The organism is Amnibacterium flavum (genome assembly GCF_003097495.1).
GTDB classification, from domain to species: domain Bacteria; phylum Actinomycetota; class Actinomycetes; order Actinomycetales; family Microbacteriaceae; genus Naasia; species Naasia flava.
The window spans coordinates 102,823-128,036 of the sequence record NZ_QEOP01000003.1 but is presented as its reverse complement, the minus strand read 5'-3'; the positions used below and the strand labels follow the sequence as shown (position 1 = coordinate 128,036).

The window sequence follows — 25,214 nt, the reverse complement described above, 5'->3', positions numbered from 1 at the left end:
GGATGACCTCCACCGCGAGCATCACGTGACCATCCCTGCCGCCATCGGCGAGGCCAGGATCTGGCGAGACGGCCGCGCGATCCTGGGCGAGAGCCTGTGGTGGAAGGACGATGCGCTGCACTGGTGCGACATCACCGCCGGGCGGCTTCATCGAGGTCCGGGCAGCGGTGCCACCGATGGATCGAACGACACGGTCCTCTCCTTCGATCCTCCGCTGGCCTCGTTCCAGCCGCGTGCGTCGGGCGGCTACGTGATCGCTCTCGGGAGCCGGGTCGTCGTCTGCGACGCCGATGGCGGCGCGGAGCGGGAGATCGCCCGGGTGGCGCACACTCACGGCGGCATCCGGTTCAACGAGGGCAAATGCGACCCGGCCGGTGAGTTTCAGCTCGGCTCCATGAACATCACGACGGGGGAACCCGACGCCGCCGTCTATCGCGTCACCTCCGCAGGAGCGCGCCTGGTCCGGGGCGGCTTCGGCACCGCCAACGGGTTCGAGTGGTCGGTCGACGAGACCACCGCCTACCTGACCGACACGGCCACGGAGACGATCTATCGCGCTCCCTGGACAGCGGAGGCGGGCTTCGGTGAGCTGGTGCCGTTCATCTCCGGACGCATGCACGACGGACTGACCATCGACCGCGACGGCTATCTGTGGAGCGGCATCTACGGGGACGGCGTCGTCGTCCGGATCTCGCCGGAGGGCGAGGTGGTCGAGACGGTCGAGATCCCCGCCCCGAATGTCACGTCCGTCGCATTCGGGGGCGACGACCTGAGCACCCTGTTCGTCGCGACGGCGCGGGAGAACCTGACCGAGGAGCAGCTCGAAGCGCACCCGCAGTCGGGCGGGGTCTTCGCGGTCGACACCCGCACGGCGGGTCTCCCCGTCCGCACCTTCGCCGGCTGAGCCGGTGCAGCGGGAGCGTCGGGGATCGGGTGCGACGTCGGCCCTAGGCTGACCTGATGAGCGCGCCCCAGCCCCCGGAATGGCAGTCCCGGCCGACGGGGCGGAAGACCTTCGAGTACGTGGTCATCCCGCCGGCTGACGGACGTGCGTCGACGTGGCAGACGCCGCCGGCTCCCGCACCCGTCGCGGCTCGAACCGCGATGGCGGCGACGGTGCTCGTGTCCATCGGCATCGCCCTCGCCGCACTGCTCCTGTTCGCGGTCATCGCCTACCTCGTGCTCGCTCTCGGGTTCGGCAGCGTCATCATCGCCGCGATCGCCGCCCTCATCCCGCTCGCGATCGTCGTGCTGGTGATCCGCTGGATCGACCGGTGGGAGCCCGAGCCGCGAGCCGCCCTGCTCTTCGCCGCCCTGTGGGGCGCCGGTGTGGCGGTCGCCGGAGCGCTCATCTTCGATCTCGGAGTCCAGATCGCCACCGCTGTCGCCGGGACCGCACCGCAGAACGAGGTGCTCCAGGCGGTCGTGCAGGCGCCGCTGGTGGAAGAGGGCCTGAAGGGGTTCGGGGTGCTCATCATCCTGTGGGTCGGGAGACGGTACATCGACGGTCCGATCGACGGGCTGGTCTACGCGGCGACCCTCGCCGCGGGGTTCGCATTCACCGAGAACGTCCTCTACTTCGGCTCGGCCATCGTCGAAGGGGGCGTGGGATCGCTGATCCCCGTCTTCATCGCCCGGGGCCTCTTCTCGCCGTTCGCGCACGTGATCTTCACCTCGTGCACCGGCCTCGCACTCGGATACGGGTCCCGGCGGACTGCGGGACCTGCCCTGTTCGGCTGGTACCTGATCGGCCTCATCCCCGCGGTGGCTCTGCACGCCCTGTGGAACGGAGCCCTCTACGTGGTCCAGGACGTGATCGGCTACTACCTGCTCGTGCAGGTGCCGATCTTCGCCGCCTGGATCGTGCTGATCGTCCTGTTGCGTCGGGCCGAGAGGCGGATGACGGGGGAGCGGCTCGCGGAGTACGCGACCGTCGGCTGGTTCACCCCCGCGGAGGTCTCGCTCGTGTCGAGTCCGGCAGGGCGGCGCACAGGACTCGCCTGGGCCCGCAGCCAGCCGGCACGGCCCGGGGCGCCGGACAAGGTGACGGCGATGAAGGCGTTCGTCCGGGACTCCACCCGGCTCGCCCACACACGGCAGCGCGTGCTGCGCGGCCGCGCCGCGATCGGGGCGACACCGGACGAGCGGGCGCTGCTCGATGCCGTGGTCGCCGACCGGCGGGCCCTCCTCGCCTGACGGAGTCGTCGCGCGGGTACCCGATCCCTCATCCGGAGGGGACGAATGCGGCTGGATCGATGCGGAGCAGCAGCAGACCGCCGAGCAGCGTGCAGGCGAGCGCGATCAGTACGAACACGGCGACCCAGAAGAGGCCGGGCAGGCCGCTGAGTCGCGCCAGCTGATCGGCGTCGGAGTCGCCGCGACCCCGGCCGGCTCCTTCACGGCGGCGGGAGGACTGCAGCTCGACGCTCGTGCGAAGGGAACCGAGGAGCAGGAATGCAGTGATGGTCGACGCGGCGATCGCCTGCTGCGCCGGGTCCAGCAGCCAGGTGGCCGCGAACACGGCGATGCCGACGACGAGGACCGACCAGAGTCCGAACCAGTTGCGGATCTGCACGAGCACGAGCAGCAGGATGGCGAGCAGCGCCCACAGCATGCCGGTCGCATGCCCGATCCCGATGAGCCAGGCGGCACCGAGGCCGAGAAGCGCAGCAGCCGGATAGCCGGCCAGCAGGGTGAGTGCCATGCCGAAGCCGCGGGGCCGCCCGACGCTCACGGTGACACCCGACGTGTCGGAGTGCAGGCGGATCCCCGCGAGGCGACGACCGGTGAGGGTGGCGGCGAATCCGTGTCCCGCCTCGTGGACGATCGTGATGGCGTGCCGCGCGGGACGCCAGATCGGTGAGAGCAGCACGACCGCTGCCGCGACGGCGAGGCAGAGGGCGACGGTCCAGATCGGCAGGGGCGGCTGGGTCGCCGAGATCCGCTGCCACAGTTCCCCGAGTTGCCCCACCGACCCATTCTCGCTTGACTGGGAGCATGACTGATCTGAACTCAAAGCCCGAGATCGACGCCCCCGAGGGGCCGGCGCCCGCCACCCTCGAGATCGTCGACATCGTCGAGGGCGACGGAGCCGAGGCGGTCGCCTCGTCGACCGTCAACGTGCACTACCTGGGCGTCGAGTACGACACCGGCGACGAGTTCGACTCGTCGTGGAGCCGCGGCCAGTCGATCAACTTCCCGCTGCAGCGGCTCGTGGCCGGTTGGCAGCAGGGCATCCCCGGCATGAGGGTCGGCGGCCGTCGCAAGCTGACCATCCCGCCGGAGCTGGCCTACGGTCCCGCCGGTGCCGGTCACCACCTGAGCGGCAAGACCCTGATCTTCGTGATCGACCTGCTCGGCGTCAGCTGATCCCCTCGCCGCATCCGGCCGAAGCCGCCCGTGAGCACCGCTCATGGGCGGCTTCGTTCTTCCCTGCCGGGCGCTGCGGGCGAACGCACCACGGGTGGTGGGTACACCGGAGGTGCGGGCACCGAGACAAAATAAAAGAACTCGTCGGCCAGTGGCGGGGCGTTGCCTCCGACTGCGCCTGGCCCGGCGAGTTCTTCTGTGGATTACAGATTGCTCCCGCCTCGCGAGGTCTGTCAAGACTTCTGTCATGTGTGGGGCGTCAGACTGAGTGCAGACTGAACGCCAGAGCGCGTATGAGCATCGGGAGGTCGCCATGGCAGGACTCGCAGACGATGTCGCCCCGGGGGCGACGGGCCTCGAGCAGCTGCAGGCGCTGATCCGATCCGGAAGAGCCCCGGGCATCGCGACCTCGCTCGACTTCACTCTCGCCGAAGTCGATGACGGTCGCGCCGTCTTCGTCGGCACTCCGGGCGAGCACGCCTACAACCCGATCGGCACGGTGCACGGCGGGTATGCCGCGACGCTGCTCGACTCGGCGTGCGGTTGCGCCGTGCACTCCAAGCTCAGCCCGACGCAGGTCTACACGACGCTTGAGCTGAAGGTCAGCTACCTGCGCCCGATGACGGTCGACACCGGCGAGGTGCGCGCCGAGGCGCTTGTGCTGAGCGTGGGACGCAAGGCGGCGTTTGCCGAGGCGACGCTCACCGACGCGGCCGGCAAGCTGCTCGCGACCGCGTCGTCGACTCTCCTGGTGTTCGAGCGCTGATGCCCTTCGCGCGCGCGGACGGACGACGACTCGACAGGATCCAGCTGTCTCAGCGCGCTCCGGGCACGTTCCAGCTGCTCGAACCGTTCACCTACCTCGAGCCGGGCCGGCCCGAGGCCGAGCGGATCACGGTGCGCGCGCACGATCAGAGCAAGCCGGCGAAAGGCGCGAACGCGACCGACCTGGCCTCGGTGCCGCCGTTCCTGTGGGGGCTCATCTCGAGCCACGGCCGGCACACGGCGCCGGCTCTGCTGCACGACCAGCTCTGGTGGGAGTCGCTCAACCCCGATCCGGTCATCTGGATCGAGCAGCGGCGGAGGGCGGACGCGCTGTTCCGGCGGGCGCTGCGCGAGGGGCACACCTCCGCGGTGCGCGCGTCGCTGATGTTCGGGTTCGTGTCGCTCGAGCGGTACTGGGGGCCGCGTCCATGGCAGGCGATCCTGATGTCGACCCAGATCGGGCTCGGCATCGCGCTGGTGTACGCCTCGGTCCTCGGACTGTTCGGATGGTGGGGCTTCGCCGTCGCCCTCGTCCCGGTGCTCGGCGCGCTCGCGTGGCGACGCGACGTCGAGCCGATGTTCACCCTCACCTATCTCGGCGTCGTGCTGGCGCCGTTCGCGCTCGTGGCGATCGTGGGCCAGTTCCTGCTCGCGCTCCTCGAGATCGCGGGCTGGTTCCTCAGCGGGAGCAGGGGGCCGCGCCCGCGCCGGGGCCCGGTGGGCCTCACCCGACAGGTCAAGGTGCGCGCACGCAGACGAGTCCGCGACCGCCTGACCTCTCTCACCCGCCGCCGCTCCTCAGAGGAACAGGCGACAAAGGAAACGAGCTGACGCGCCACCCAGCCCCAGGTCGGATATTCCGGGCGCATGCGCACGTTCCGGCGTGCGCATATGCCCGGAATACACGTATTCGCTCCCGGTTGCGCCCACGTTCGCGGAAACAGGGCAAGTCCGCTAGGTGCATGCTCCACCGGAACGCTCAGGCCGCGTGGTGGAGCGAGGGAGGCGAGACCGCACCTCGCGGACGAATCCGTCAGCCGGATCCCGCGGGCAGACCAGCCCGCGGGGCCGAGTGCGGTCTCGCTTCGAACTTTCCGAGCTCGGCGGGACTACGCGGCCTCGGCGAGGGCTTCCGTGCGGGCCGTCTTCAGGGCTCCCGCCCACATCTCGAGCTGGTCGAACATGGTCTGCACCGAGGCGGGGTGCTGGGGGCCCGGCGTGAACACCGAGTAGTTCTCGAAGTCGGTGGCGAGTGAGAACGACACCTGCTGGCGGACATGCGCGAGCTGCAGCTCGGACGCGATCCCGCGCAGGTGCTCGATGGCGCGGGCGCCGCTCAGCGACCCGTAGCTGACGAACGCGGCGGCCTTGTTGTTCCACTCGGCGTACAGGTAGTCGATGGCGTTCTTCAGGACGCCGGAGGTCGAGTGGTTGTACTCGGGGGTGACGAACACGTAGCCGTCGAAGCCCGCGATCTTCTCCGCCCACGCCTTGGTGTGATCCTTCGTGTACTGCCCCATCGACGGCGGCACCGGCTCGTCGAGGTGGGGGAGCGGGAAGTCGGCGAGGTCCACGAGCTCGTACGTCGCTCCCTCGCGGCCGACTGCCTGCTCGAGCACCCATTCGGCCACGGCGGCACCGTTACGGCCCGGACGGGTACTGCCGAGGATGACGGCGATACGGAGGTCGGGACTGGAGGAATTGGACAACTGTGCTCCTTGATCGGCGTGGATGACCCGTCAACGATAGGACGCTTCGATGACATGTCAACCCAGCCTGAGCGAGCGCTAGACTTCGGGGATGTCGAGTCGGACCGCCGCGCGAGCAGAGCTCTCGCTGTGGCGTGACATCGTCATCCTCCGCCGCAAGATCGAGCGCGAGCTCGAGCAGCGGCTACAGCAGGATGCCGGCGTCTCGGTCGCCGACTTCGAGATCCTCACCACGCTCCGCAGTGCGCCCGACGGCCGACTCAGGGCCCGGGATCTCGCCGATGTGCTCGGCTGGGAGAAGAGCAGACTGTCGCATCAGGTCACGCGGATGGAGGGCAAGTCCCTCGTCGAGCGGCAGGACTGCCCCACCGATCTCCGCGGCACCTGGGTTGTCATCACCGAGCAGGGGCACTCCGCCGCCGATCGCGGCGAGAACGGCTACGGAGAGGTTCTCGCCAACCGGTTCGACGTGCTCGACGAGTCCGAGCGCACCGATCTCGACTCGATGGCCCGTCGGGTCGTCCAGGCGTCCGACCCGGCCGCGTGCGACAGCGCCGAAGCGATCTTCGGCGCATCTTGACCCTCCGGCTCGGATCAGTGTCCGGGCCGCCTCGACCCCGTCCGGCACGAGTAGACTCGATGCCCGGATTTTGCGACGCCCGACGCCGTTCGCGGCCCCGCCGATCCGGGAGAAGAGAGGTGTGATGTGACTGACTCGCAGACCGCACGACGAGTACCGGACGACCGAGGCGGCGCCGACCTCTCCCGCGACATCGAAGCACGGCTCGCCCGCGAGGTTCAGGCCGAGCAGAGCTACCTCGATGCGCTCTACGCCCGGCTCGACACCGTCAAGGCGGAAGCGGCCTACGAGCTCGACCGGGTGCGTCTCGCGCCGGCGGGCGGCACGCACCAGAGCCGTTCCGAGCGCGACGCCATGGCGCGCATCTACGAGGACCGCATCGCGCAGCTCCGCGAGGTCGATGACCGCCTCGCCTTCGGTCGACTCGAGGACGAAGCAGGTGAACACCGCTACATCGGCCGCATCGGCCTCCGCGACGCCGACCTGCAGCCGCTCCTCCTCGACTGGCGCGTTCCGCAGGCGAGCGCGTTCTACCAGGCGACCGCCGCGACACCGCTCGGGCTGCGCGCACGCCGGCACCTCAGCACGGACGGGCGCCGCGTCACCCGTGTCGAGGACGAGGTCTTCGACGTCGCATCCGACGACCCCGACCGACTGCTGTCCGGCGAGAGCGCGCTGATGGCCGCCCTGACCGCCCAGCGCACCGGCCGGATGCACGACATCGTCGCCACCATCCAGGCGGAGCAGGACCGCATCATCCGATCCGAGCTGCGAGGGGTCCTGGTCGTGCAGGGCGGGCCCGGCACCGGCAAGACGGCGGTCGCCCTGCACCGCGCCGCCTACCTGCTGTACACGCACCGCGACCGGCTCGCCTCGTCGGGGCTCCTCGTGGTCGGCCCCTCGCGCAGCTTCCTCCGCTACATCGAACAGGTCCTGCCCTCGCTCGGTGAGACCGGTGTCGTGCTCTCGAGCCTCGGTTCGCTGTTCCCCGGCGTCGAGGCGCAGATCGATGACGAGCCCTCCGTCGCCGCTCTCAAGGGCTCACCCCGGATGACCGAACTGCTGCGCCGCGCGGTGCAGTCGCGCCAGGTCGTGCCCGACGCCGTTCAGACCGTCGAGATCAACAACGAGCGCCTCGAGGTCGCTCCGGCGCTCATCGAGAAGGCCATCCGCCGCGCCCAGGACAGCCACAAGCCGCACAACGAGGCGCGGGTCACCTTCGTCTCGAATGCGCTCGCCGCCATGACCTCCGAACTCGTCAGCCGGCTCCGACGCCGCGGCGACGCGATCGATGACGAGGACGTGCGGATGATCCGAGAGGACATCCGCTCGAGCCAGGACGTCCGGGTTCTCCTCAACACCGCCTGGCTTCCTCTCAGCCCCGAGAAGCTCCTCGGCGACCTCTACGCCCGCCCGCAGTGGCTGGCGTCGCTCACCCCGCAGTGGAACGAGGAGAAGCGCGCACTGCTTCACCGCGATCGCAGCTCCGAATGGACCATCTCGGATGTCCCGCTGCTCGACGAGGCCGCGGAACTGCTCGGCGAAGCGCCGACCGCGTCGGGCGCCGCCGAGCAGGCGGCCCGCCGCCAGCGCGAGCGCGACATCGAGAATGCCGAGAACGCGATCCGCAACATGGGCGTCGAGGGGATGGTCAGCGCGGAGGCGCTCGCCGACGGGTTCGCCGAGTCCGGTCCCCGCCTCACGGCGGCCGAACGCGCATCGACGGATCGCAGCTGGACGTACGGCCACATCGTCGTCGACGAGGCACAGGAACTGTCGCCCATGCAGTGGCGGCTGCTGCGGCGTCGTGCGCCCCTGCGCTCGTTCACGATCGTGGGCGACATCGCCCAGGCGTCGTCGCCGGTCGCCGCGTCGAACTGGTCGGATGCGATCCGCTCGCTCAGCGGAGAGTTCCGGCTCGAGGAACTCACGGTCAACTACCGCACCCCCGCCCAGATCGCCGACCTGGCGGAGAGGACCGCGCGCTCGCTGGGACTCAGCATCACCGCGTCGCAGTCGGTCCGGGAGTCGGAGTGGGAGCCGGTCGAGATCAGTGTTCCCGAGCGGGAGCTCGTCGAATCGCTGATGGCCACCGTGCGCGCGGACCAGGCGCTCGGCAGCGGTGGAACCCTCGCGGTGATCGCCCCCGCCCATCGTGTGAGCGCACTGCACGCCGCGCTCCGCGAGGAGTTCGGCGCGTCCATCGGCCTCGGCGGAGTCAGCATCGCCCAGACCGTCTCGGTCATGTCACCGCGCACCGCGAAGGGGCTCGAGTTCGACTCGGTCGTCGCCGTCGATCCCGACGGGATCGTCGACGCGGAGCCGCGCGGAGTCAGTGCCCTCTACGTGACGCTCACCCGTGCGACCCAGCGTCTGACGGTCATCCGGGTCGCCTGACCCGGGGCTGTCCGGCTCCGCCGCTGCCCGCCTCGACGGCATTTCTTGGGCATGTCGTAGCCGCTGCGCGTGCGACACCCAGCCCGAGGGGAGAGAATCGAGGGATGTTCCGCCGACACCCGCTGCTCTCGCTGGTGACGCTCGCCTATCTCGGCTTCGTCGGATGGCTCACTCTGTCCCCGCAACTGCCGCTCGGTGAGGGAACCGACGGGTTCGTGTGGCGAGTGCTCGACGTGCTCGACACCATCCCCGGCACTCGCTGGATCGACTACTCCGACGTGGAGTTCGGGGCGAACGTCGCCATGTTCGCACCGATCGGCATGTTCCTGGTCCTCCTGTTCGGTCGCGGGCGGTGGTGGCTCGCGATCCTGCTCAGCTTCGCCCTGTCGTCGATCATCGAGCTCGCCCAGCTGCTGATCTTCACCACCCGCGTCGCCGACGTGCGCGATCTGGTGTCGAACTCGATCGGTGGCATCGTCGGAACGCTGCTCGTGATCGCCATCACCGCGCCGAAGGCCCGCCGCATCGCCCGGGCGCGTGCCGCGGAGTCGCGCCACCCGGTGCTCGCCCAGCGCTAGCCGCCGCCCCCGCCCGCTGAGCGCACCGATGCGCAGGGCGTGAGGACGGGCGTGGGTCGCTCGTTTCGACGGGCTCAACGGGCGAGGCTGCTGTCCGCCCGCCCGCTGAGCGCAGGGAAGCGAAGGGCCGTCTTGAAGTCTGGGGTGCTCGTTTCGCTGCGCTCAACGGGCGGGAGCTGCCCGCCAGCCCGCCCGTTGAGCGCAGCGATGCGCAGGGCTTGAGGACGGGCGTGGGTCGCTCGTTTCGACGGGCTCAACGGGCGGGGGTGGTGCCCGCCCGCTGAGCGCAGCGATGCGCAGGGCTTCAAGGACGGCCTGGGGTACTCGTTTCGCTGCGCTCAACGGGCGGGTAGCGGCTCCGTTCGCTGCGCTCGACGGCGGTGCCCAGGTGGGTCAGTCTTCGGGGTTCTCGGGGTCGAGGGGGGCGTGGTGGTCGAGCTCCGCCACACCGATGCGCCAGTAGCCGTCGACCTTCGCCTGGTTCTTGTCGAGGCCGCGCTCGCGCAGCCAGCGGCGGATGGGAACGAGCGCGGTCGCCTCGCCAGCGGCCCACACGAAGGTGTCCGCGTCGGGAGCGGCGTCCTCGAACGCGGCGAGGGCCGCCTCGGCGCCGGGCGCGATAGGGGTGACGGTCACACCGGGGCCGGTCGGGAACGGGTAGTCGAGGATCCGCGGATCCGTCGACTGAACGAACGCGGTCACGGCGCCCTCGTCCCTCACCGCGGCGATCCACCGCGCCAGCGCGGGCGCCGCGCTCTCATCCGAGAGCAGAACGTAACGGGTGTATCCGCGAGGCGCGAGACGCGATCCCCGCGGTCCGCCGACCGCCAGCGTGTCGCCGGGCTTCGCACCGGCCGCCCACGCGCTCGCAGGTCCCGTATCGCCGTGCACGACGAAATCGATGTCGAGCTCATCGGTGCCGTCGTCGGTGATCCGGTGGGCGGCGGGGGTGTAGTCGCGCATGATGCGCTGCCCGGGAGCGGCGGGGAACAGCACCTTGAGGTGGTCCTCGGGGCCCGCGCTCGCGAACCCGGCGAGCTCGGGCCCGACGAGCGTCACCCGCCGGACACTGCTCGTCAGATCGCGGACCGCGGTGACAGTCAGGCTGCGGAGGCTCGTCTCATGCCGGACGACCTCGCGTTCGCGCGCCGCGACGGCTGAGCTCGAGAGCCGCGGGACGGCGGCTGAAGTGGTGGAGGAGGTCGTTGCGGGGGAGTCGCCGGGCGATGCGGTCATACGCCTATTGTCGCCCGCTGAACCGGGCCCGAGGCTGAGCCTCCGGCGTCGACGCGTGAGGCCGAGGCCTCGTCGGCCGTGAATCGTTCGATCTCGGCGAACCGGGCGAGCAGGACCGAGAACTGCTCGAGCTGGTCCTCGTTCCAGGTGGCGAGGAATCTGCGGTAGCGCCCGCGCGTCGCGTCCAGCGCGGTGCCGACGCGGTCGACGGCGAGCTGGGATGGGCGCACGAGTACCGCCCTCGCGTCATCCGCGCTATGGGTCATCTCGACGAAACCCCGCTCGCGCAGCTCCCGGAGATGACGGCTGATGGAGCTCTTGTCCATCCCGGTCGCCGAGGCGAGAGCCCCCACCTGGAGGGGGCTCTCGCGCACGAGGTGCCGCAGGACGGTCCATGCTGCGGGCGGCAGCTCGGGATCGAGCAGCGCGGCCGACTCGCGGACATTGGATTTCACGAACCGGAAGAGCGTCGCGAACGACTGCTCCAGCGAGCCGAGGGGGTCGCGATCCGATGCCGCGGGCTGGCTGTCGTCCGCGGGGGTTGTCACCGCCGGCTCCGCTCCGCTTCCTCGGCCGCACGCTCCTCGACCTCGTTGGTCGGGATCGGGATCGATCCGGTCGAGGTCGTGGTCGAACCGATGTCGTTCGCCGAGACCTCGACGAGGAGGCCCAGTTCTTCGTCGCGCAGCTGCTGGACGGCGGTCTTATGACCGAGCGGCTTGTTCGGAAGCAGCGAGATCATGATGATGGTCAGGATCGCGAGCGGGAGCACTATGAGGAACACGTCGCCGACGGCCTCGCCGTAAGCCGACTCGACGACCGTGCGGATCGGCTCGGGAAGGGTCGAGACGTCGGGGATCTTGCCACCGCCCGCCGCGCCGGCCGGAATGCCCAGCGCGCCGAGCCCGTCGGTGACGAGGCCGGTGACACGGGTTCCGAGGAAGGCGCCGAGCGCCGCGACGCCGATGGTGCCGCCGAGGCTGCGGAAGAACGCGATCGACGAGCTGCCCGCGCCCAGCTGACTGGCCTTCAGCGAGTTCTGCGTCACGAGCACGAGGTTCTGCATGACCATGCCGATACCGGCGCCCATGACCACCATGTACAGCGCCATCAGCGGGTAGGGGGTGTCGTAACGGAGCGTGCCCATGAGGCCGAGCCCGATCGTGAGGAGGACGGATCCGACGATCATGTAGCGCTTCCAGATGCCCGTGCGGCTGATGATGCCGCCGATGACGGTCGAGGCGCCGAAGAGGCCGAGGATCATCGGAAGAGTGAGCAGACCCGACTCGGTCGGGGTGTTGCCGCGCGCGAGCTGCAGGTACTGGCTGAGGAAGATCGAGGTGCCGAACATCGCGACGCCCACCGAGAGGCTCGCGATGACCGCGAGCACGAAGGTGCGGTTGCGGAAGAGCGTGAGCGGGATGATCGGCTCCTTGACCTTCAGCTCGACCAGCACGGTGAGGGCGAGCAGCGCGACCGCGCCGCCGACCATCAGGTAGCTCGGCGCGGAGTTCCACTCGAATTCGTTGCCGCCGAGGCTCACCCAGATGAGGAGGAGGCTCACGCCACCGGTGAGGAGGATCGCGCCGAAGTAGTCGACGATGACCTTGCCGCTGCGCTTGGGCAGGTGCAGTGTGCGCTGGATGAGGACGAGGGCGACGATCGCGACGGGGAGCGCGACGAAGAAGTTCCATCTCCAGCCGAGGGAGTCGGTGATCACACCGCCGATGAGCGGGCCGCCGACCGTCCCGAGTGCCATGACTCCGCCGATGAGGCCCATGTAGCGACCGCGTTCGCGGGGGCTGATGATGTCGGCGATCGTGACCTGCACGAGCGCGGTCAGCCCACCGCCTCCGAGCCCCTGGAGGATCCGGAAGATGATGAGGGTGTTGGTGTCCTGGGAGAAGCCGGCGAGCGCCGACCCGATGACGAAGATCACGAGCGCGAGCTGGATGAGCAGCTTGCGGCTGATCAGGTCGGCGAGCTTTCCCCAGATGGGAGTGCTCACGGTCGTCGCGAGCAGCGATGCGGTGACGATCCAGGTGTAGGCGGTCTGGTTGCCGCCGAGATCGGACACGATGACGGGCAATGAGGTCGACACGACCGTGCCGGCGAGGATCGCCACGAACATGCCCATGATCAGGCCGGAGAGTGCGGAGAGCACCTCGCGGTGGCGCTTCTGCTGCTCGGGGGTCGCCGGGGTCTTGGTCTTGTCCGGCGTACTGGACTTGGGGGCGCGAGCCATGGAGCTCCTCGAATCGCGAGAGAAGTAGAGGGGGATAACAGTTGACTGACGTCAACTATAAACGTTGTTATCACACAACTAACTACGCGATGGGGGTATTCCGTTCGACGGCGCCTTACTCGGTCGTGCACGACCCGGAGGAGACCCCCGCATTAAGCGTCGGCGCCTGCGCGAGCACCGGAGCGAGCTCGGTCATCGTCGCCGCGTAGCCCACGTTGGGCGTGTCGGCGCCCTTGGCGAAGACGATGCCGACGATGGCCCCGTCGACGCTGAGCAGGGGGCCGCCGGAGTTCCCGGGCTGCACGTCGGCGGCCAACGTGTACACCTCTCGCGGGCTGGAGCTGCTCGCGTAGATGTCGTTGACGACGAGGGTGGCGACGGAGATCACGTTGGCCGGTTTGGCTGCGAAGGGCCCGCCGAACGGATACCCGAGGGCGACCGCGTCGGTTCCCGCGGCGAGCGAGGTGCCGAAGCCGAGTGCCGGAGCGGCGAGCCCGTCGGTCGCGATGACCGCGATGTCGTCGACGGGGTCGAAGTAGACGACCCGACCGGAGACGGTGCCGTCGCTGCGGGACTCCACGACCGGTTCGCTCACCCCGGACACCACGTGGGCGTTCGTGACCACCCGGTCGGGGGCGACGACGAATCCGCTGCCCGTCTGGCTCTGTCCGCATGCATACGCGTTGCCGCTGATGCGGACCACCGATCGTGATGCCGTCGAGACGGCGTCGGTGCCGGTGTCGAGAGAGGGCACGGATGGAGCCGTCGTCGGTCCGCCGAGAGCCTCGGAGATGCTGGGGATCCCGTCGCTCACGACGAGCGCTCGCAGCTGAGCCATGGTGCTCTTCACGGGATCGGGGGTGAGCCGGTCGATCCCGGCGAGGACCACCGACGACGAGATCGCCGGGCTCAGCACGGGCACCCCCAGCGAGCCGATTCCGAACGCGACCATGGATGCGGCGAGGGCGGTGACGATGACGCCGCTCACCGCGCCGGCGATCTTGTCGAGGGTGCGGAGGGGGCCCCGCGGCACCGTGCGCGCGAGGGCCTTGCCCAGGGCGCCGCCGACGATGCTCCCGATCACGATGAGCGCGAGGAACAGGGCGATGGTCGCCACCAGTCGGATGGGCGCCTGAGCGATCAGACCGGTGACGGACGGCGTGAGCAGCACGGCTGCGATCGCGCCGCCGAGGACGCCGGCGATCGAGAAGACGTTGCGGAGGAAGCCCGAACGGTATCCCTGCACCAGGTACCCGATGAGCAGGAACGCCAGGAGGATGTCGACGATGACCGACAGCATGTCGCCTCCCGTTGTCGCACAAGGGGTCCGGTTTCGGCCCCGAGACATTCTCGCGTTCCAACCCTGGATAGCCGCCCGGCCCGCCGCGTGCCCGCCGACCCCGGCCGGCGCAGGGCTCGCATCACCGCGCCGTAGGCTTGGTCCGTGCCGCAGCAGAGCTCCGCCGACCTTGTCCGCGACAACACCACGCTCACCCCCGACTTCCCGCAGCCCGGGATCCTCTTCCGCGACCTGAGCCCCCTCTTCGCGAATGCCGACGCGTTCCGTCAGGTCGTGGAGCAGCTCGCAGAGCCGTTCGCCGGCCGGTTCGATCTCGTGGCCGGAGCCGAGGCACGCGGTTTCGTGCTCGCCGCCGGTGTCGCGATCGCGACGGGCAAGGGAGCTCTGCCGCTCCGCAAGCCGGGCAAGCTGCCCCCGCCCGTGCTCTCGGAGAGCTACTCGCTCGAATACGGCGATGCGAGCCTTCAGCTGACCGAGGGGCTGATCCCGCCCGCGCGAGTCCTCCTCATCGACGATGTCCTCGCCACCGGCGGAACCCTGGCGGCCGCCCGGCGGCTGCTCGAGCGAGCCGGACACGAGGTCGTCGGAGTCGCCGTCGTGATCGAACTCCCCGAGCTGAAGGGCCGGGCGCGGATCTCCGACCTCGAGGCGCACGCGCTGCTCAGCGAGTAGCCGAACCGGGCATACCAGGGTCAGCCCCGACGGAGCGTCGAGTGGCATCATGAGCGCCATGGGTCAGCACATCGAGATCGACACCACCGGCGGCACGATCAACGCGTATCGCGCGGATCCCGAGGGTGCGCCGCTCGGCGGCATCGTCCTCATCCACGAGCTGTGGGGCCTCGTCGAGCACATCGCCGACGTGGCCGACCGGTTCGCCGCGGAGGGGTATCTGGTCGTCGCGCCGGATCTGCTCTCCAACATCGGCATCACGCCCGAGGTGGGCGCCGAGCTCGCTGCGCTCCGGTCGCACCCCGACCCCAAGGTGCGCGCGGACGCGCAGCCCGCGTTCCGCGAGAAGCTCAGCGCCGCACACTCACCCGACTACGCGCAGTGGGCGATCAGCGTGCTCCAGCAGGTCACCGACTATGTGAGCGCCCAGTTCGATGAGGAAGGTGACCTCGCCACCGTCGGGTTCTGCTTCGGCGGCACCTACGCCTGGGCGCTCGGGGCCGCCGATGCGAGGATCCGGCTCGCCGTCCCGTTCTACGGCATCCCACCCGAGCACTCGTCCTTCGCCGATATTCAGGGTTCTGTTCTCGCGTTCTTCGGAGAGACCGACGAGCGGGTCACCTCGACCCTGCCCGCCACGTCGGCGGCGCTCGCCGAGACCGATGTGGACTTCACCTCCGTCGTCTACCCCGGCGTCGGACACGCGTTCTTCAACGACACGAACCCGGCCACCTACGACGCCGACGCGGCGAACGACGCCTGGGCGCAGACCCTCATCGCACTGGGCAGGGCGATCCCGTCCTGACCGAGGCCGACCTGCGTCGCTGAGCGCACGACCTGCTGAGCGGAAGCGGGTGGACTCGTCGATCAGCGGGGTCGCCGTTTGCCGCCGCTCTTCTTGCTGCGGGGGAGAGCGCGCAGTCCGGTCCGGTGCACCGGCTTCGCCTTCGCGGCCGGCCCACGAGGAGGTTGCCTGCGCTCGGTCTTCTTCTCGGGCTCGGCCGCCGCTTCGCCCCCCGTCCCGCGCGAGCTCTGAGCGGTGCGGCCGCGAACGATGCCGACGAACTCGTCGACGGAATCGTCGGGAGGACCGGCCTTCCAGACGAGCGCGATCCGGGTGGGCTCGGCGTCGCTGATCTCACGAGCCTTCACGTCGCGTCGACCGGTGGCCCGGAAGACCGATTGCGGCATGCGGGCGACCCCGACACCGGCGGCGACGAGGTCGAGTGCGTCGTCGTCGCGGCCTTCGAGCAGGTTCTCGTCTTCGAGCTCGGCCAGAGTGACGGAGTCGACGACCGAGATCGGATGGTCCTTCGGCGCGACGACGACCGGCATCTCGGTCCACAGAGGGATGGCTCGGTAGACATCGGCGTCGATCTCGAGCGGCAGTCGCGCGAGCGTCATGTCGGCGTCCCCGTCGAGTGCCTCGAGTGCGCCCGCGTCGTCGACGAGGCGGAGGACGAGCGGGAGGTGCGGCATCCGCTCCGCCCAGACACGGGCCCACTTGTCGGCGGAAACCCCGACCACGAACGCGACGGTGAACGTCGACCGGGCAGGCGATTCGGGCAGCTCGTCGGACTCGGACACGTGCCCAAGGGTAACCTTGTGCCGTGCCGCAGCCATCAGACCAGACCATGAAGCCCGCCACGGCGGCCAAGAAGCTCGGCATCCTGCTCTCCGCCGCCCCGGCCGAGTTCCAGGAGGGCGAGGTCTCGCGCTCCGAACTCAACGCCCTGCTGACCGACCCGCCCGAGTGGCTGGCCGAGCTCAAGCGCAACGGTCCGCACCCGCGACCCGTCGTCGCCGCGCGTCTCGGCGTGTCGATCGCAGGCCTCGCGCGAGGGGGCCTCGATGCAGACCTCACGACGGAGGAGATCAAGCAGATGCTCGTCGAGATGCCGGCCTGGCTCGTCACAGAGCGAGCGACTCAGGCGGCCGTGCGCGACGAGAACGCTCGGGTCAAGTTCGAGCGTGCTGCGAAGGCCGAGGCGCGGGCGAAGCGCGAACGCTCCGCCCGCTGACCTCGAACAGGGTCGTTCTCGGGAGCCGGACGGCGGCCGCCGGGTTCTCATTCCCTTCGGTGAATGCGGGCCCCTCCGAGACGCAATAGCGCACCTGTCACACGGGCCTTTTCACGGGAGCGACGCCGGAGACGATCAGAGCACCGAGAGCGCCATCACGGCCGTGACCGCATTGGTCGCGAAGTCGAAGAGCATCGCGGCGCCGATGGCGAGTCCGATGACGGCGATGCCTTTGGAACGTCGTCGTCCGGACACCCCCACGATTCCGAGTACCACCGCCGTCGCGGCGGTGGCGATCTCGAGGATGAGGGATCCCACACCTGCTGTGTTGCCGAACGCGACGAACCCGTTCATCGCCGCGATCGCGAAAACCAGCTGAAGCATCGCACCCGAGAGCATGCCGCCGAGTCCGATGGTGACCGAGAGCGGGCCCAGGATGTCGGTCCGCGGTTCCGAGCGTCTCGCCGGGGTGAGTTCGCGCACGAGGACGGGGGTCATGCTGTGGGTGGGGCCGGCGAGGGGAGAGGCGACAGTCATGGGAGTAGCTCCTGGGATGGGGCGGATGGGTTGCCTCATCGTGCTGCGGATGCGATCGCCGACGCCGGCTCCGAGCGCCATCCGTGCGGAAGTCGGTCGCACACCGGGCTGGGGAGGAACGTGCGAGAGCCCCATCCGCCCCGTCGCCCGGCTCGGGTCAGCGGAACATCGGCCGGATCTCCCACGGTGTGGAGTTCGTGAGCGCGATCATCAGTTCGAGGGCTGCCACGCGGGCCTCCTCGACGCTCACGTCGCTGATGATGTCGATGGCGAGGGGTGGCGGTTCGCCGAACCGGGGGATCTCGATATAGGCGCGCTCGCCGCGCGGCAGCAGCACGTGCGCATCCGCCGTTCCGGGTGTCACCACGCGGGAGTCGATCGCGAGCGCGACGCTGGCGAGAGCGTCGATCCGGCTGAGCGTGGCGTTCACCACCAGGGTCGCGAGCCCGGCACCCGCAGCGTCCGAGGAGCCCCGCGCACGCCGTGTCATGACGACCTCGGCCGCATCGACTCCGCCCTCATCCCGCTCATGCGCCGACAGTAGCGGTGCATTCCTGGGCGCAGCCGTCAGGGTGTCGGGTTGAGGGAGTCGTAGGACCGGAACGTCTTCGACCGCGCCACCATCAAGCCGACCAGCAGCGTGATGACGATGCCTCCGACGAACGGCGGCAGCCAGAGCAGACCGATGAGCGACAGCAGACCGACGTAGAGGTCGCCGAGGCGCGGACCTCCCTGCACGACGACGATGAAGATGCCCTGCACCCGTCCGCGGAAGTGATCGGGTACGGCCGCCTGCAGCATCGTCGACCGGAAGATGGCGCTGACCTCGTCCGAAGCTCCCGCGCCGGCGAGCACGATCGCGGCCACCACGATCGACGCGATGCGCGCCGTCTCGTCCGACGACCCGGACTCGACGGACCAGCCGCCGTAGGTGACGACCGCGAACACGACGCCGAGAGCGAGGATGAACACCCCGTAGAACTGGATCGCCCTCCCGATCGCGACACCATGATGCCGAACGGCACCGAGACGCCCCGAGAACAGGCTGGCGAGCAGCGCCCCGATCGCGAAGGACGCCGTCAGGATCCCGACGGTGATCGCGTCGCCGCCGAGGAGGAGGGCGGCTGCCGCCGGGTACAGCACGCGCGGCTGCCCGAAGAGCATGGCGACGATGTCGACGAGGAAGTTCATCCGGATGTTCGGCGCCCGCCGAAGGAAGCGCATTCCGTCGACGATCGCGCTGACGTGGGAGACCCGGACGGTGTTCGTCGGCGGGAGGCGGGGGAGGAGCAGGATGCCGATGAACGCGGCGACGAAGAGGACCACGTCGATGCTGTAGGTCCAGCCGAAGCCGACGAGCGCCACCAGCACACCGGCGACAGCGGGACCGACCGTGACGGCGAGCCCGTTCGCGATTCCGCCGAGCGCGGCGGCGGCCGGCAGCAGTTCGCGGGGGAGCAGTCGCGGTGTGATCGCCGACTGCGTCGCATTGAGGATCGTGGACGCGGCGGCGGTGATGGCGGTCAGCACATAGAGGGTCGGCACCGTCTCGAGGCCCAGCCAGGCGAGGGTTGCGATCGTGCCGGTGGCGCCCCAGGACACGATCGCGGCGATGAGCGCCACGATCTTGCGGTCGAACGCGTCGGCGAGCGCCCCGCCGTAGAGGCCGGCGACGACGGCGGGCCCCAGCGCGATGATGCCGACCAGTGCGACCGACAGAGTCGAGTTCGTCAGCTCGTAGATGTGCAGACCGACCGCGACGATCGTCATCTGGCCGCCGATGCCCGACACCGTCTGGCCCACCCACAGCCGCGCGTACGCGGGGCTGAGCTTCAGCGGGGTGGTGTCGATGAGATGCGATCCGGGCACGAGGACCAAGTCTGCCCCCTTGCGCGCCCCCGCCCCGCCGCCCCCTCCCGTGGCAGGTGAAATCCAGCCCCTCCTCTCGCTCAGCAGGTGGAAACCGGCTCAGCAGGACAGATTCCCCGGATTCGACCTGCTGAGCGCGATTCCACCCGCTGAGGGAGAGGCCCTGTCGGGTTAGGGTCGGCGGGTGGAGGTCGAGCGGATCACGGAGCGGCTCGTGCTCCGCAGGTGGCGGGGCGGGGATCGGGATCCGTTCGCCGCCCTGTGCGCAGATCCCGAGGTCATGGAGTTCTTCCCGGCTCCGCTCGACCGGATCGCCGCGGACGCTCTCGCCGACCGTGCGGACGCGATGTTCGACTCCCACGGCTACGGTCTGTGGGCTGTCGAGCGTCGGGACACGGCCGAGTTCATCGGATTCACGGGCCTCGCACCCCTGCCTGCCGGCGTTCCCGGCGCGGGAGGTGTCGAGGTCGGCTGGCGCCTCGCGCGCGACCAGTGGGGCCACGGCTTCGCCACGGAAGCCGCGGGCGAGGCGCTCAGCTTCGCTTTCGACGATGTGGGCCTCGATGAGGTGGGGTCGATCACCGCCGTCGTCAATTCGCGCTCGCGGGCGGTGATGGAACGGATCGGCATGCGCCAGGCGGACCTCTTCGAGCACCCCCGCATCGACGAGGGCTCCCCGCTGCGTCCGCACGTCCGCTACCTGCTCACACGGACGGAGCAGACGGCCCGCCTGCCCACGGCGCCGCTCTGCTAAGCTCGTTCGGTTGCCGTCCAACGGCCGCGGATAAAGAGAGCCCCTGCATTCTGTGGAGGGCGCCGCGCAACGAGAAGAGAGGGGATCCCATCTATGGCACTCGAGTCTGACGTCAAGAAGGCGATCATCGAAGAGTACGCAACCCACGCCGGTGACACTGGATCCCCCGAGGTTCAGGTCGCGATGCTGACCCGCCGGATCAAGGATCTGACGGAGCACCTCAAGGAGCACAAGCACGACCACCACTCACGTCGTGGTCTGCTGCTCCTCGTCGGTCAGCGCCGCCGTCTGCTGGGCTACCTGCAGGACATCGACATCAACCGTTACCGCTCGCTCATCGAGCGTCTCGGTCTGCGCCGCTGAGGCACTGTCGCTGACTCCAGCTCTTCGTTAGACAACGCGAGCTTCTTGCAGACGGGCCGTCCACCTTCGGGTGGGCGGCCCGTTCTGCTTCCTCAGGGTCAGCGATGGATGTGAAGACCGATCAGGTCACGTCGGTGGCCCCGGCTCCGGCCCGGGTGCCGACGGCGATGTCCCACGAGTCGTACGAGTAGATCTGCATGAACTCGCCGCCGCCGGCGAGATCGAACCGACAGGACTCCTCGTTCGTGATGTCGCAGAGGGATTCCTCCGAGCTGCCGGTCGACCAGACGACCGCGCCCCAGCCGCCGCCGGGACCCGCCTCGAGCGTCGCGGTCGTCGCCGGTCCCTCGTACCAGATCACCTTGTCGCCGGTGCCGGCGTAGGCGGAGTCGGCGCGCAGTTCCGGCACGATCATCGTCGACTGCAGCTGGATGTCCCACTCCCCGTTGGTGAGGATCTCGAACGACGCGACCTCGCTGTCGGAGTACAGGTTGTACAGCAGCTGCCCGCTGTAGGGGAGGTCCTCGTCGAGGATCGGCTCGACCTCTGTGCCCGACGAGTCGAGCCCCGTGATGGTGATGTGGCCGTCGCCGCGCGCGATGATCTCGGCGATGCCGTACCCGCCGACGCCGTCGACCGGGGTCGCCGCCATCTCACCGTTTCCGACACCCGAAGCCGCGCCGCCCACCGGCAGGAGCAGCGGGCCCGCGCTCTCTTCGATCTCGTCGAGGAACGTGTCGACGCCGCCCGACTCCTCGATATCGCGACGGATGGAACCCACGAGCTGGATGGTGACGAAAACCAAGACGGTCGCGACGATCACCGACAGCACGCTGAGGATGAGCCCGGTGATGGCCATCCCCTTCCGATGCGTGCGGCTGACCAGCGCGACGATCGCGAAGACGACGCCCGCGATGGCGATGACGTAGGCGACGGGGGAGACGAAGGGGAGAGCGCCGACCACGACGGCGACGATCCCCAGGACCAGGGCCGTGATCGCCGCAGCCGACCCCGGTCGCCGCGTGACCTCGACCGCAGCCGGCGGCTGTGGCCCGGGAGGCATGATCGGTGGCGCGGCCACCGGGCCAGGAGCGTTCGCCCAGCTCGGAGCCGGCGGTTGCGCGGCCACCTGACCGGGAGCCGGCGTGGTCGGAGGGCCTGAGATCGGCGACGCTGCCGCAGCGGTGCTGGGCGCCAGCGCGCCGTGCGGAGCGGAGCCCGCGTCGACGACAGGCCCGCCGGTGAGCCCTGGGCCGGAAGCGACCGGAGCCGGAGCAGCCGTGGCCGGAGCGGCCGGTGCCGGAACGGCCGGATCGGGAGCGGCGGGCGCCCCGCTCGGCGACACCCATTCCCTCGAGGAGGGCGCCGGCGGCGTCGCGTCGGCCGCGGCAGTGTCGTCGGGGCGTTCGTCGGTGGGGTCGTTCATCACCGCACGAATCTACTCGCGACGGTGACCCCCGCCCAGGATCTGATGCCCGACTCGTCGCGCCGCCCCGGGCCGCCGCCCTGCTGTCGCGCGCTCGGAGGAACCGCGCGACCGCTGCGGCCGGGGAGTAGCGTGTCGCCATGATCCCCGCGACGAACCTGCTGGCGTTCGTGCTGGCGTCGATCATCCTGCTGGTCATGCCGGGTCCCAGCGTGCTGTTCGTCATCGGTCGATCCATAGCCCTCGGCCGCAAAGCCGGGCTGCTGAGCGTGCTCGGCAACACCCTCGGCATGCTTCCGCTGATCGGCGCCGTCGCTCTCGGTCTCGGCGCCATCGTCACCTCGTCCGTGATCGTCTTCACGACGGTCAAGCTCGTGGGTGCGGCCTACCTCGTCTGGTTGGGCGTGCAGGCGATCCGGCATCGGGGCGCCAGCGGGGCGGCGATCGATGTCCGAACCCACCCGGCCTGGCGTCTGCTGCTCGAGGGGTTCACGGTCGGCGTCAGCAATCCGAAGACGATCGCGTTCTTCGTCGCAGTCCTCCCGCAGTTCGTCGACTACCGAGCGGGGGCGCTCGCGCTGCAGATGCTCGAGCTCGGCGTGGTCTTCGCCATTCTCGCCCTGGCCTGCGACAGCGTCTGGGCGCTCGCCGCGGGCACGGCCCGGGCCTGGTTCGGCAGTTCTCCCAGAAGGCTGTCGCGTCTCTCCGCCACTGGCGGCGTCATGATGATCGGGCTCGGCGGGGCGCTCGCGCTCACCGGCAGCAAGCACTGACAGGGGCCGCTCGCATCCATTGACATGCAAGTGGATACTTGCATATGGTGGGCGCGTGGTCGACGTGTTCAAGGCTCTCGCCGATGAGACCCGACGTGTCATCCTCGACGAGCTCGCCGAGCGCGACGAGCAGACCCTGTTCGAGCTCTGCGCACGATTGGCGAGCAAGCACGGGCTGGCGTCGTCACGGCAGGCCATCTCGCAGCACCTCGAGGTGCTCGAGGAGGCGGGACTGGTCCGCACGGAGAAGCGCGGACGGTACAAGTTCCATTTCCTCGACACCTCACCCCTCGAAGAGATCAGATCCCGATGGCCGGCGCGCCCGGCGAAGGAGCAGTGAGCCATGAAGATCCACCTGTCCAGCATCTTCGTCGACGATCAGGATGCCGCCCTGGCGTTCTACACCGACGTGCTCGGTTTCCAGGTCGCCGACGACGTGCCCATGGGGGAGTTCCGATGGATCACCGTCGTCTCACCCGAGAACCCCGACGGCGCCCAGCTGGTGCTGGAGCCCAACGCGCATCCTGCGGTCGGTCCGTTCCGTGACGCGCTGGTCGCCGACGGCATCCCGTTCACCTCGTTCGCGGTCGACGACGTCGAGGCCGAGTACGAGCGTCTCGTCGCCCGAGGTGTGCGCTTCACGCAGAAGCCGCTCGCCATGGGGCCGGTGACGACGGCGGTCTTCGACGACACGAGCGGCAACCTCGTGCAGATCGCGAGCATCACCGCGTGATCGACACGATGGATCGCGACCGTCTGCTGGCCCGCTTCGGGCTCGGTCTCGCTGCGATCGGGCGCCCCGCCTACATCACCCTGGGTCGCGACGACGACCTCGGCGGCGACCGGCGGGTCGAGGTGTTCCGCGACCGCGCGCACGTCCTGCTCGATGCCGCGTGGGACGCCGGGGTCCGCTACTTCGATGCCGCCCGGTCCTACGGCCTGGCCGAATCGTTCCTCGGCAGTTGGCTGGCCGCTCATCCCGGGCGTCGCCCGGAACTTCGGATCGGGTCGAAATGGGGTTACCGCTACGTGGGGGACTGGCGGATGGATGCGCCGGTGCACGAGCGGAAGGACCACTCGCTGGCGACCTTCGAGGAGCAGTGGCCCCAGACGCTCGCGACTCTCGGCACCACCCCTGACGTCTACCTCATCCACTCGCTGACGCCCGACAGTCCCGCGCTCGGAGACGCAGCGCTGCTGGACCGGCTCCGCGCGCTGGCCGACGACGGCGTCACCGTCGGCTTCTCGACCAGCGGGCCATCGCAGGGTGAGCTGCTCGAGTCGGTGCTCGACCTCGACGAGTCACCCTTCAGTGCGGTTCAGACGACCTGGAACCTGCTCGAGCCCTCGGCCGGCCGCGCTCTCGCCCGGGCGCACGACGCGGGCTGGCTCGTCGTCGTGAAGGAGACGCTCGCGAACGGCCGGCTGACTGAGCGCGGGGGAGTGCATGGGGTGCTCGACCGGGCCGCGGCCGACGGGCAGACCCCCGACGCCTTCGGCTTGGGTGCGGTTCTCGCGCAGCCGTGGGCCGACGTGGTGCTCACCGGTGCGGTGACACCCGAGCAGCTCGCCTCCAACCTCGCGGCGCGACCGCCGCGCATCACGGTCGACGCCGAGCAGGCGTTCGCGGTTCCTCCGGCTGACTACTGGCGGGAGCGCTCGGACCTCTCCTGGGGCTGACGCGCGGATAGTGTCGCGCCCGAAGCGGCACGGCGTAGACGGTCCAGAGAGCGAGGGTCGCGGTCCGCTAGCTCTGACCGACGGTCTCGGTGCCGCGCTGCGCGCAGCGGCGCCCGCTAGGGTTCGGACGTGACCGACACCGCCGCCCTGCTCGCGCTCGAGAACGAGCGCTTCGTCTCGCTGACCACATTTCGCAAGTCCGGCGAGGGGGTCTCGACGCCGGTATGGATCGCGCGGGACGGCGACGCCCTCCTGGTGACGACTCCGTCCGACACCGGCAAGGTGAAGCGCGTGCGGAACAACGCCCGCGTCGAACTCGCGCCGAGCGGCCGGATGGGGAAGGTCGCCGACGGCGCGACACCGGCCGTGGGTGACGCCGTCATCGTGACGGAGCCCGGCGAGGTGGACCGCTGCTCCGCGATCTTCGCCGCGAAGTACGGCTTCGAGTACAAGATCTTCATGTGGATCGAGCGCCGCGGCAAGGCCGGTCAGAAGCCGCGCGTCATGCTCCGCATCACCTGAGCGCGCCGTCTGCACGGATCAGGAGATCCGCGCGGATCAGGGCGATTCCAGCGCCGATCAGGACCGGACCCGGATTCGGTCCTGATCCGTGCAACCGGTCCTGATCACTGCAGCGGATGGGGCGTTGGGCGCCCGGGTCAGCGGCCGTGACGGGAGAGGATCGCGTCGACGTCGATGCGTTGGAGCAGCGGCCGCCAGTCGAGGCCCCGCGCGGTCTCCTCGAGGCCCTCGTCGGCGAACACGCGTCCGTCGCGCTTGACCTCGATGCCGACCGGAGCGAGGCTGTTGAGCTCGGCGAGCACCTCGTCATCGACCGCCCGGAAGTCGAAATCGGCGCCCACCTCGGCGATGTAGTCGGCCGCCACCGTGTATGCGACCTGCGTGCCGACGTCTACCTTCGCCATGACCGACTCCTGCT

At 69.7% G+C, this 25,214-nt stretch carries 31 protein-coding genes; 19 read left to right on the top strand and 12 right to left on the bottom strand.

Features of this window, described 5'->3' with window-relative positions; all coding sequences use genetic code 11:
• The first annotated feature begins 25 nt into the window (after window positions 1-25).
• Entirely contained in the window at window positions 26-904 is an 879-nt protein-coding gene (locus tag DDQ50_RS14930; RefSeq protein WP_240614450.1) for an SMP-30/gluconolactonase/LRE family protein, read from the top strand.
• Between the two features lie 56 nt (window positions 905-960).
• On the top strand, window positions 961-2,196 hold the full coding sequence (locus DDQ50_RS14925) for a PrsW family intramembrane metalloprotease (RefSeq protein ID WP_116757587.1): 1,236 nt from the start codon (window positions 961-963) through the stop codon (window positions 2,194-2,196).
• Window positions 2,197-2,224: 28 nt separating this feature from the next.
• Here DDQ50_RS14925 and DDQ50_RS14920 read toward each other — a convergent pair whose 3' ends face one another.
• The gene (locus DDQ50_RS14920) at window positions 2,225-2,971 is read right to left on the bottom strand and encodes a M50 family metallopeptidase (protein WP_116757586.1); all 747 of its coding nucleotides are present in this window, start codon (window positions 2,969-2,971) and stop codon (window positions 2,225-2,227) included.
• Window positions 2,972-2,997: 26 nt separating this feature from the next.
• Here DDQ50_RS14920 and DDQ50_RS14915 point away from each other — a divergent pair, with 26 nt between their 5' ends.
• The 3 genes from DDQ50_RS14915 (at window position 2,998) to DDQ50_RS14905 (ending at window position 4,965) form a co-directional block, all read left to right on the top strand.
• Window positions 2,998-3,369, top strand: coding sequence for an FKBP-type peptidyl-prolyl cis-trans isomerase (locus DDQ50_RS14915; RefSeq protein WP_116757585.1), 372 nt, complete (start codon window positions 2,998-3,000; stop codon window positions 3,367-3,369).
• Between the two features lie 313 nt (window positions 3,370-3,682).
• Window positions 3,683-4,135: a PaaI family thioesterase gene (locus DDQ50_RS14910; RefSeq protein ID WP_116757584.1), complete on the top strand. Its 453-nt coding sequence runs from the start codon at window positions 3,683-3,685 to the stop codon at window positions 4,133-4,135.
• Window positions 4,135-4,965 (top strand): DUF1353 domain-containing protein, encoded by an 831-nt coding sequence (locus tag DDQ50_RS14905; protein WP_116757583.1) that lies wholly within the window; start codon window positions 4,135-4,137, stop codon window positions 4,963-4,965. Before DDQ50_RS14910 ends, DDQ50_RS14905 begins: the two co-directional genes overlap by 1 nt.
• Before the next feature lie 278 nt (window positions 4,966-5,243).
• Here DDQ50_RS14905 and DDQ50_RS14900 read toward each other — a convergent pair whose 3' ends face one another.
• Window positions 5,244-5,843, bottom strand: a complete 600-nt coding sequence (locus DDQ50_RS14900) for an NADPH-dependent FMN reductase (RefSeq protein WP_116757582.1) — start codon at window positions 5,841-5,843, stop codon at window positions 5,244-5,246.
• 91 nt (window positions 5,844-5,934) lie between these two features.
• Here DDQ50_RS14900 and DDQ50_RS14895 point away from each other — a divergent pair, with 91 nt between their 5' ends.
• The 3 genes from DDQ50_RS14895 (at window position 5,935) to DDQ50_RS14885 (ending at window position 9,398) form a co-directional block, all read left to right on the top strand.
• A complete protein-coding gene (locus tag DDQ50_RS14895; protein WP_116757581.1) occupies window positions 5,935-6,423 on the top strand; it encodes a MarR family winged helix-turn-helix transcriptional regulator in 489 nt (162 codons plus the stop codon).
• 192 nt (window positions 6,424-6,615) lie between these two features.
• Window positions 6,616-8,820: a HelD family protein gene (locus tag DDQ50_RS14890; protein ID WP_240614459.1), complete on the top strand. Its 2,205-nt coding sequence runs from the start codon at window positions 6,616-6,618 to the stop codon at window positions 8,818-8,820.
• A 104-nt stretch (window positions 8,821-8,924) separates the two neighbouring features.
• Window positions 8,925-9,398: a VanZ family protein gene (locus tag DDQ50_RS14885; RefSeq protein WP_116757579.1), complete on the top strand. Its 474-nt coding sequence runs from the start codon at window positions 8,925-8,927 to the stop codon at window positions 9,396-9,398.
• Window positions 9,399-9,791: 393 nt separating this feature from the next.
• On the opposite strand, the gene DDQ50_RS14880 is transcribed toward DDQ50_RS14885, so the two are convergent.
• The 4 genes from DDQ50_RS14880 to DDQ50_RS14865 all read right to left on the bottom strand — a co-directional run bounded on the left by DDQ50_RS14880 (window position 9,792) and on the right by DDQ50_RS14865 (window position 14,179).
• Window positions 9,792-10,634 carry a siderophore-interacting protein gene (locus tag DDQ50_RS14880; RefSeq protein ID WP_116757578.1) on the bottom strand — a complete coding sequence of 281 codons (843 nt, stop codon included), beginning with the start codon at window positions 10,632-10,634 and terminating at the stop codon, window positions 9,792-9,794.
• Complete coding sequence (locus DDQ50_RS14875) at window positions 10,631-11,182, bottom strand: MarR family winged helix-turn-helix transcriptional regulator (protein WP_165829845.1); 552 nt, start codon at window positions 11,180-11,182, stop codon at window positions 10,631-10,633. Before DDQ50_RS14875 ends, DDQ50_RS14880 begins: the two co-directional genes overlap by 4 nt.
• Complete coding sequence (locus DDQ50_RS14870) at window positions 11,179-12,879, bottom strand: MDR family MFS transporter (RefSeq protein ID WP_116757576.1); 1,701 nt, start codon at window positions 12,877-12,879, stop codon at window positions 11,179-11,181. The genes DDQ50_RS14875 and DDQ50_RS14870 overlap by 4 nt, the downstream gene beginning before the upstream one ends.
• 115 nt (window positions 12,880-12,994) lie before the next feature.
• Entirely contained in the window at window positions 12,995-14,179 is a 1,185-nt protein-coding gene (locus tag DDQ50_RS14865; RefSeq protein WP_116757575.1) for a MarP family serine protease, read from the bottom strand.
• A gap of 144 nt (window positions 14,180-14,323) precedes the next feature.
• Between DDQ50_RS14865 and DDQ50_RS14860 the strand changes: the two genes are divergently transcribed.
• Both DDQ50_RS14860 and DDQ50_RS14855 read left to right on the top strand, forming a co-directional pair.
• Complete coding sequence (locus DDQ50_RS14860) at window positions 14,324-14,851, top strand: adenine phosphoribosyltransferase (protein WP_116757574.1); 528 nt, start codon at window positions 14,324-14,326, stop codon at window positions 14,849-14,851.
• Window positions 14,852-14,900: 49 nt separating this feature from the next.
• Window positions 14,901-15,656, top strand: a complete 756-nt coding sequence (locus DDQ50_RS14855; protein WP_240614449.1) for a dienelactone hydrolase family protein — start codon at window positions 14,901-14,903, stop codon at window positions 15,654-15,656.
• Between the two features lie 62 nt (window positions 15,657-15,718).
• Here DDQ50_RS14855 and DDQ50_RS14850 read toward each other — a convergent pair whose 3' ends face one another.
• Window positions 15,719-16,438, bottom strand: a complete 720-nt coding sequence (locus DDQ50_RS14850; protein ID WP_165829844.1) for a LysR family transcriptional regulator substrate-binding protein — start codon at window positions 16,436-16,438, stop codon at window positions 15,719-15,721.
• Between the two features lie 23 nt (window positions 16,439-16,461).
• Between DDQ50_RS14850 and DDQ50_RS14845 the strand changes: the two genes are divergently transcribed.
• Window positions 16,462-16,872 (top strand): DUF5997 family protein, encoded by a 411-nt coding sequence (locus tag DDQ50_RS14845; protein WP_205663665.1) that lies wholly within the window; start codon window positions 16,462-16,464, stop codon window positions 16,870-16,872.
• Between the two features lie 135 nt (window positions 16,873-17,007).
• Here DDQ50_RS14845 and DDQ50_RS14840 read toward each other — a convergent pair whose 3' ends face one another.
• From DDQ50_RS14840 to DDQ50_RS14830, 3 genes are all read right to left on the bottom strand, one after another.
• A complete protein-coding gene (locus DDQ50_RS14840) occupies window positions 17,008-17,409 on the bottom strand; it encodes a hypothetical protein (protein WP_116757571.1) in 402 nt (133 codons plus the stop codon).
• Window positions 17,410-17,566: 157 nt separating this feature from the next.
• Entirely contained in the window at window positions 17,567-17,899 is a 333-nt protein-coding gene (locus DDQ50_RS14835; RefSeq protein ID WP_116757570.1) for a hypothetical protein, read from the bottom strand.
• A gap of 77 nt (window positions 17,900-17,976) precedes the next feature.
• Window positions 17,977-19,278 carry an MFS transporter gene (locus DDQ50_RS14830; protein WP_116757638.1) on the bottom strand — a complete coding sequence of 434 codons (1,302 nt, stop codon included), beginning with the start codon at window positions 19,276-19,278 and terminating at the stop codon, window positions 17,977-17,979.
• Window positions 19,279-19,462: 184 nt separating this feature from the next.
• Here DDQ50_RS14830 and DDQ50_RS14825 point away from each other — a divergent pair, with 184 nt between their 5' ends.
• Both DDQ50_RS14825 and rpsO read left to right on the top strand, forming a co-directional pair.
• Window positions 19,463-20,032, top strand: coding sequence for a GNAT family N-acetyltransferase (locus DDQ50_RS14825; RefSeq protein WP_116757569.1), 570 nt, complete (start codon window positions 19,463-19,465; stop codon window positions 20,030-20,032).
• A 93-nt stretch (window positions 20,033-20,125) separates the two neighbouring features.
• Entirely contained in the window at window positions 20,126-20,395 is a 270-nt protein-coding gene (gene rpsO, locus DDQ50_RS14820; RefSeq protein WP_116757568.1) for a 30S ribosomal protein S15, read from the top strand.
• A 121-nt stretch (window positions 20,396-20,516) separates the two neighbouring features.
• Here the strand turns inward: rpsO and DDQ50_RS14815 are convergent, their stop codons facing one another.
• Window positions 20,517-21,458 (bottom strand): DUF4190 domain-containing protein, encoded by a 942-nt coding sequence (locus tag DDQ50_RS14815; RefSeq protein WP_116757567.1) that lies wholly within the window; start codon window positions 21,456-21,458, stop codon window positions 20,517-20,519.
• An 82-nt stretch (window positions 21,459-21,540) separates the two neighbouring features.
• On the opposite strand from DDQ50_RS14815, the gene DDQ50_RS14810 reads away from it, so the two are divergent.
• The 6 genes from DDQ50_RS14810 to DDQ50_RS14785 all read left to right on the top strand — a co-directional run bounded on the left by DDQ50_RS14810 (window position 21,541) and on the right by DDQ50_RS14785 (window position 24,796).
• Window positions 21,541-21,849: a hypothetical protein gene (locus DDQ50_RS14810; protein ID WP_116757566.1), complete on the top strand. Its 309-nt coding sequence runs from the start codon at window positions 21,541-21,543 to the stop codon at window positions 21,847-21,849.
• 112 nt (window positions 21,850-21,961) lie between these two features.
• Entirely contained in the window at window positions 21,962-22,594 is a 633-nt protein-coding gene (locus tag DDQ50_RS14805; RefSeq protein WP_116757565.1) for a LysE family translocator, read from the top strand.
• Between the two features lie 55 nt (window positions 22,595-22,649).
• Window positions 22,650-22,934, top strand: coding sequence for an ArsR/SmtB family transcription factor (locus DDQ50_RS14800; RefSeq protein WP_116757564.1), 285 nt, complete (start codon window positions 22,650-22,652; stop codon window positions 22,932-22,934).
• Between the two features lie 3 nt (window positions 22,935-22,937).
• A complete protein-coding gene (locus DDQ50_RS14795; RefSeq protein WP_116757563.1) occupies window positions 22,938-23,327 on the top strand; it encodes a VOC family protein in 390 nt (129 codons plus the stop codon).
• Window positions 23,324-24,274, top strand: coding sequence for an aldo/keto reductase (locus DDQ50_RS14790; RefSeq protein WP_240614448.1), 951 nt, complete (start codon window positions 23,324-23,326; stop codon window positions 24,272-24,274). The genes DDQ50_RS14795 and DDQ50_RS14790 overlap by 4 nt, the downstream gene beginning before the upstream one ends.
• Window positions 24,275-24,403: 129 nt before the next feature.
• Window positions 24,404-24,796 (top strand): PPOX class F420-dependent oxidoreductase, encoded by a 393-nt coding sequence (locus DDQ50_RS14785; RefSeq protein ID WP_205663664.1) that lies wholly within the window; start codon window positions 24,404-24,406, stop codon window positions 24,794-24,796.
• A gap of 137 nt (window positions 24,797-24,933) precedes the next feature.
• Here the strand turns inward: DDQ50_RS14785 and DDQ50_RS14780 are convergent, their stop codons facing one another.
• Window positions 24,934-25,200, bottom strand: a complete 267-nt coding sequence (locus tag DDQ50_RS14780; protein ID WP_116757562.1) for a hypothetical protein — start codon at window positions 25,198-25,200, stop codon at window positions 24,934-24,936.
• Between the last annotated feature and the right edge of the window lie 14 nt (window positions 25,201-25,214).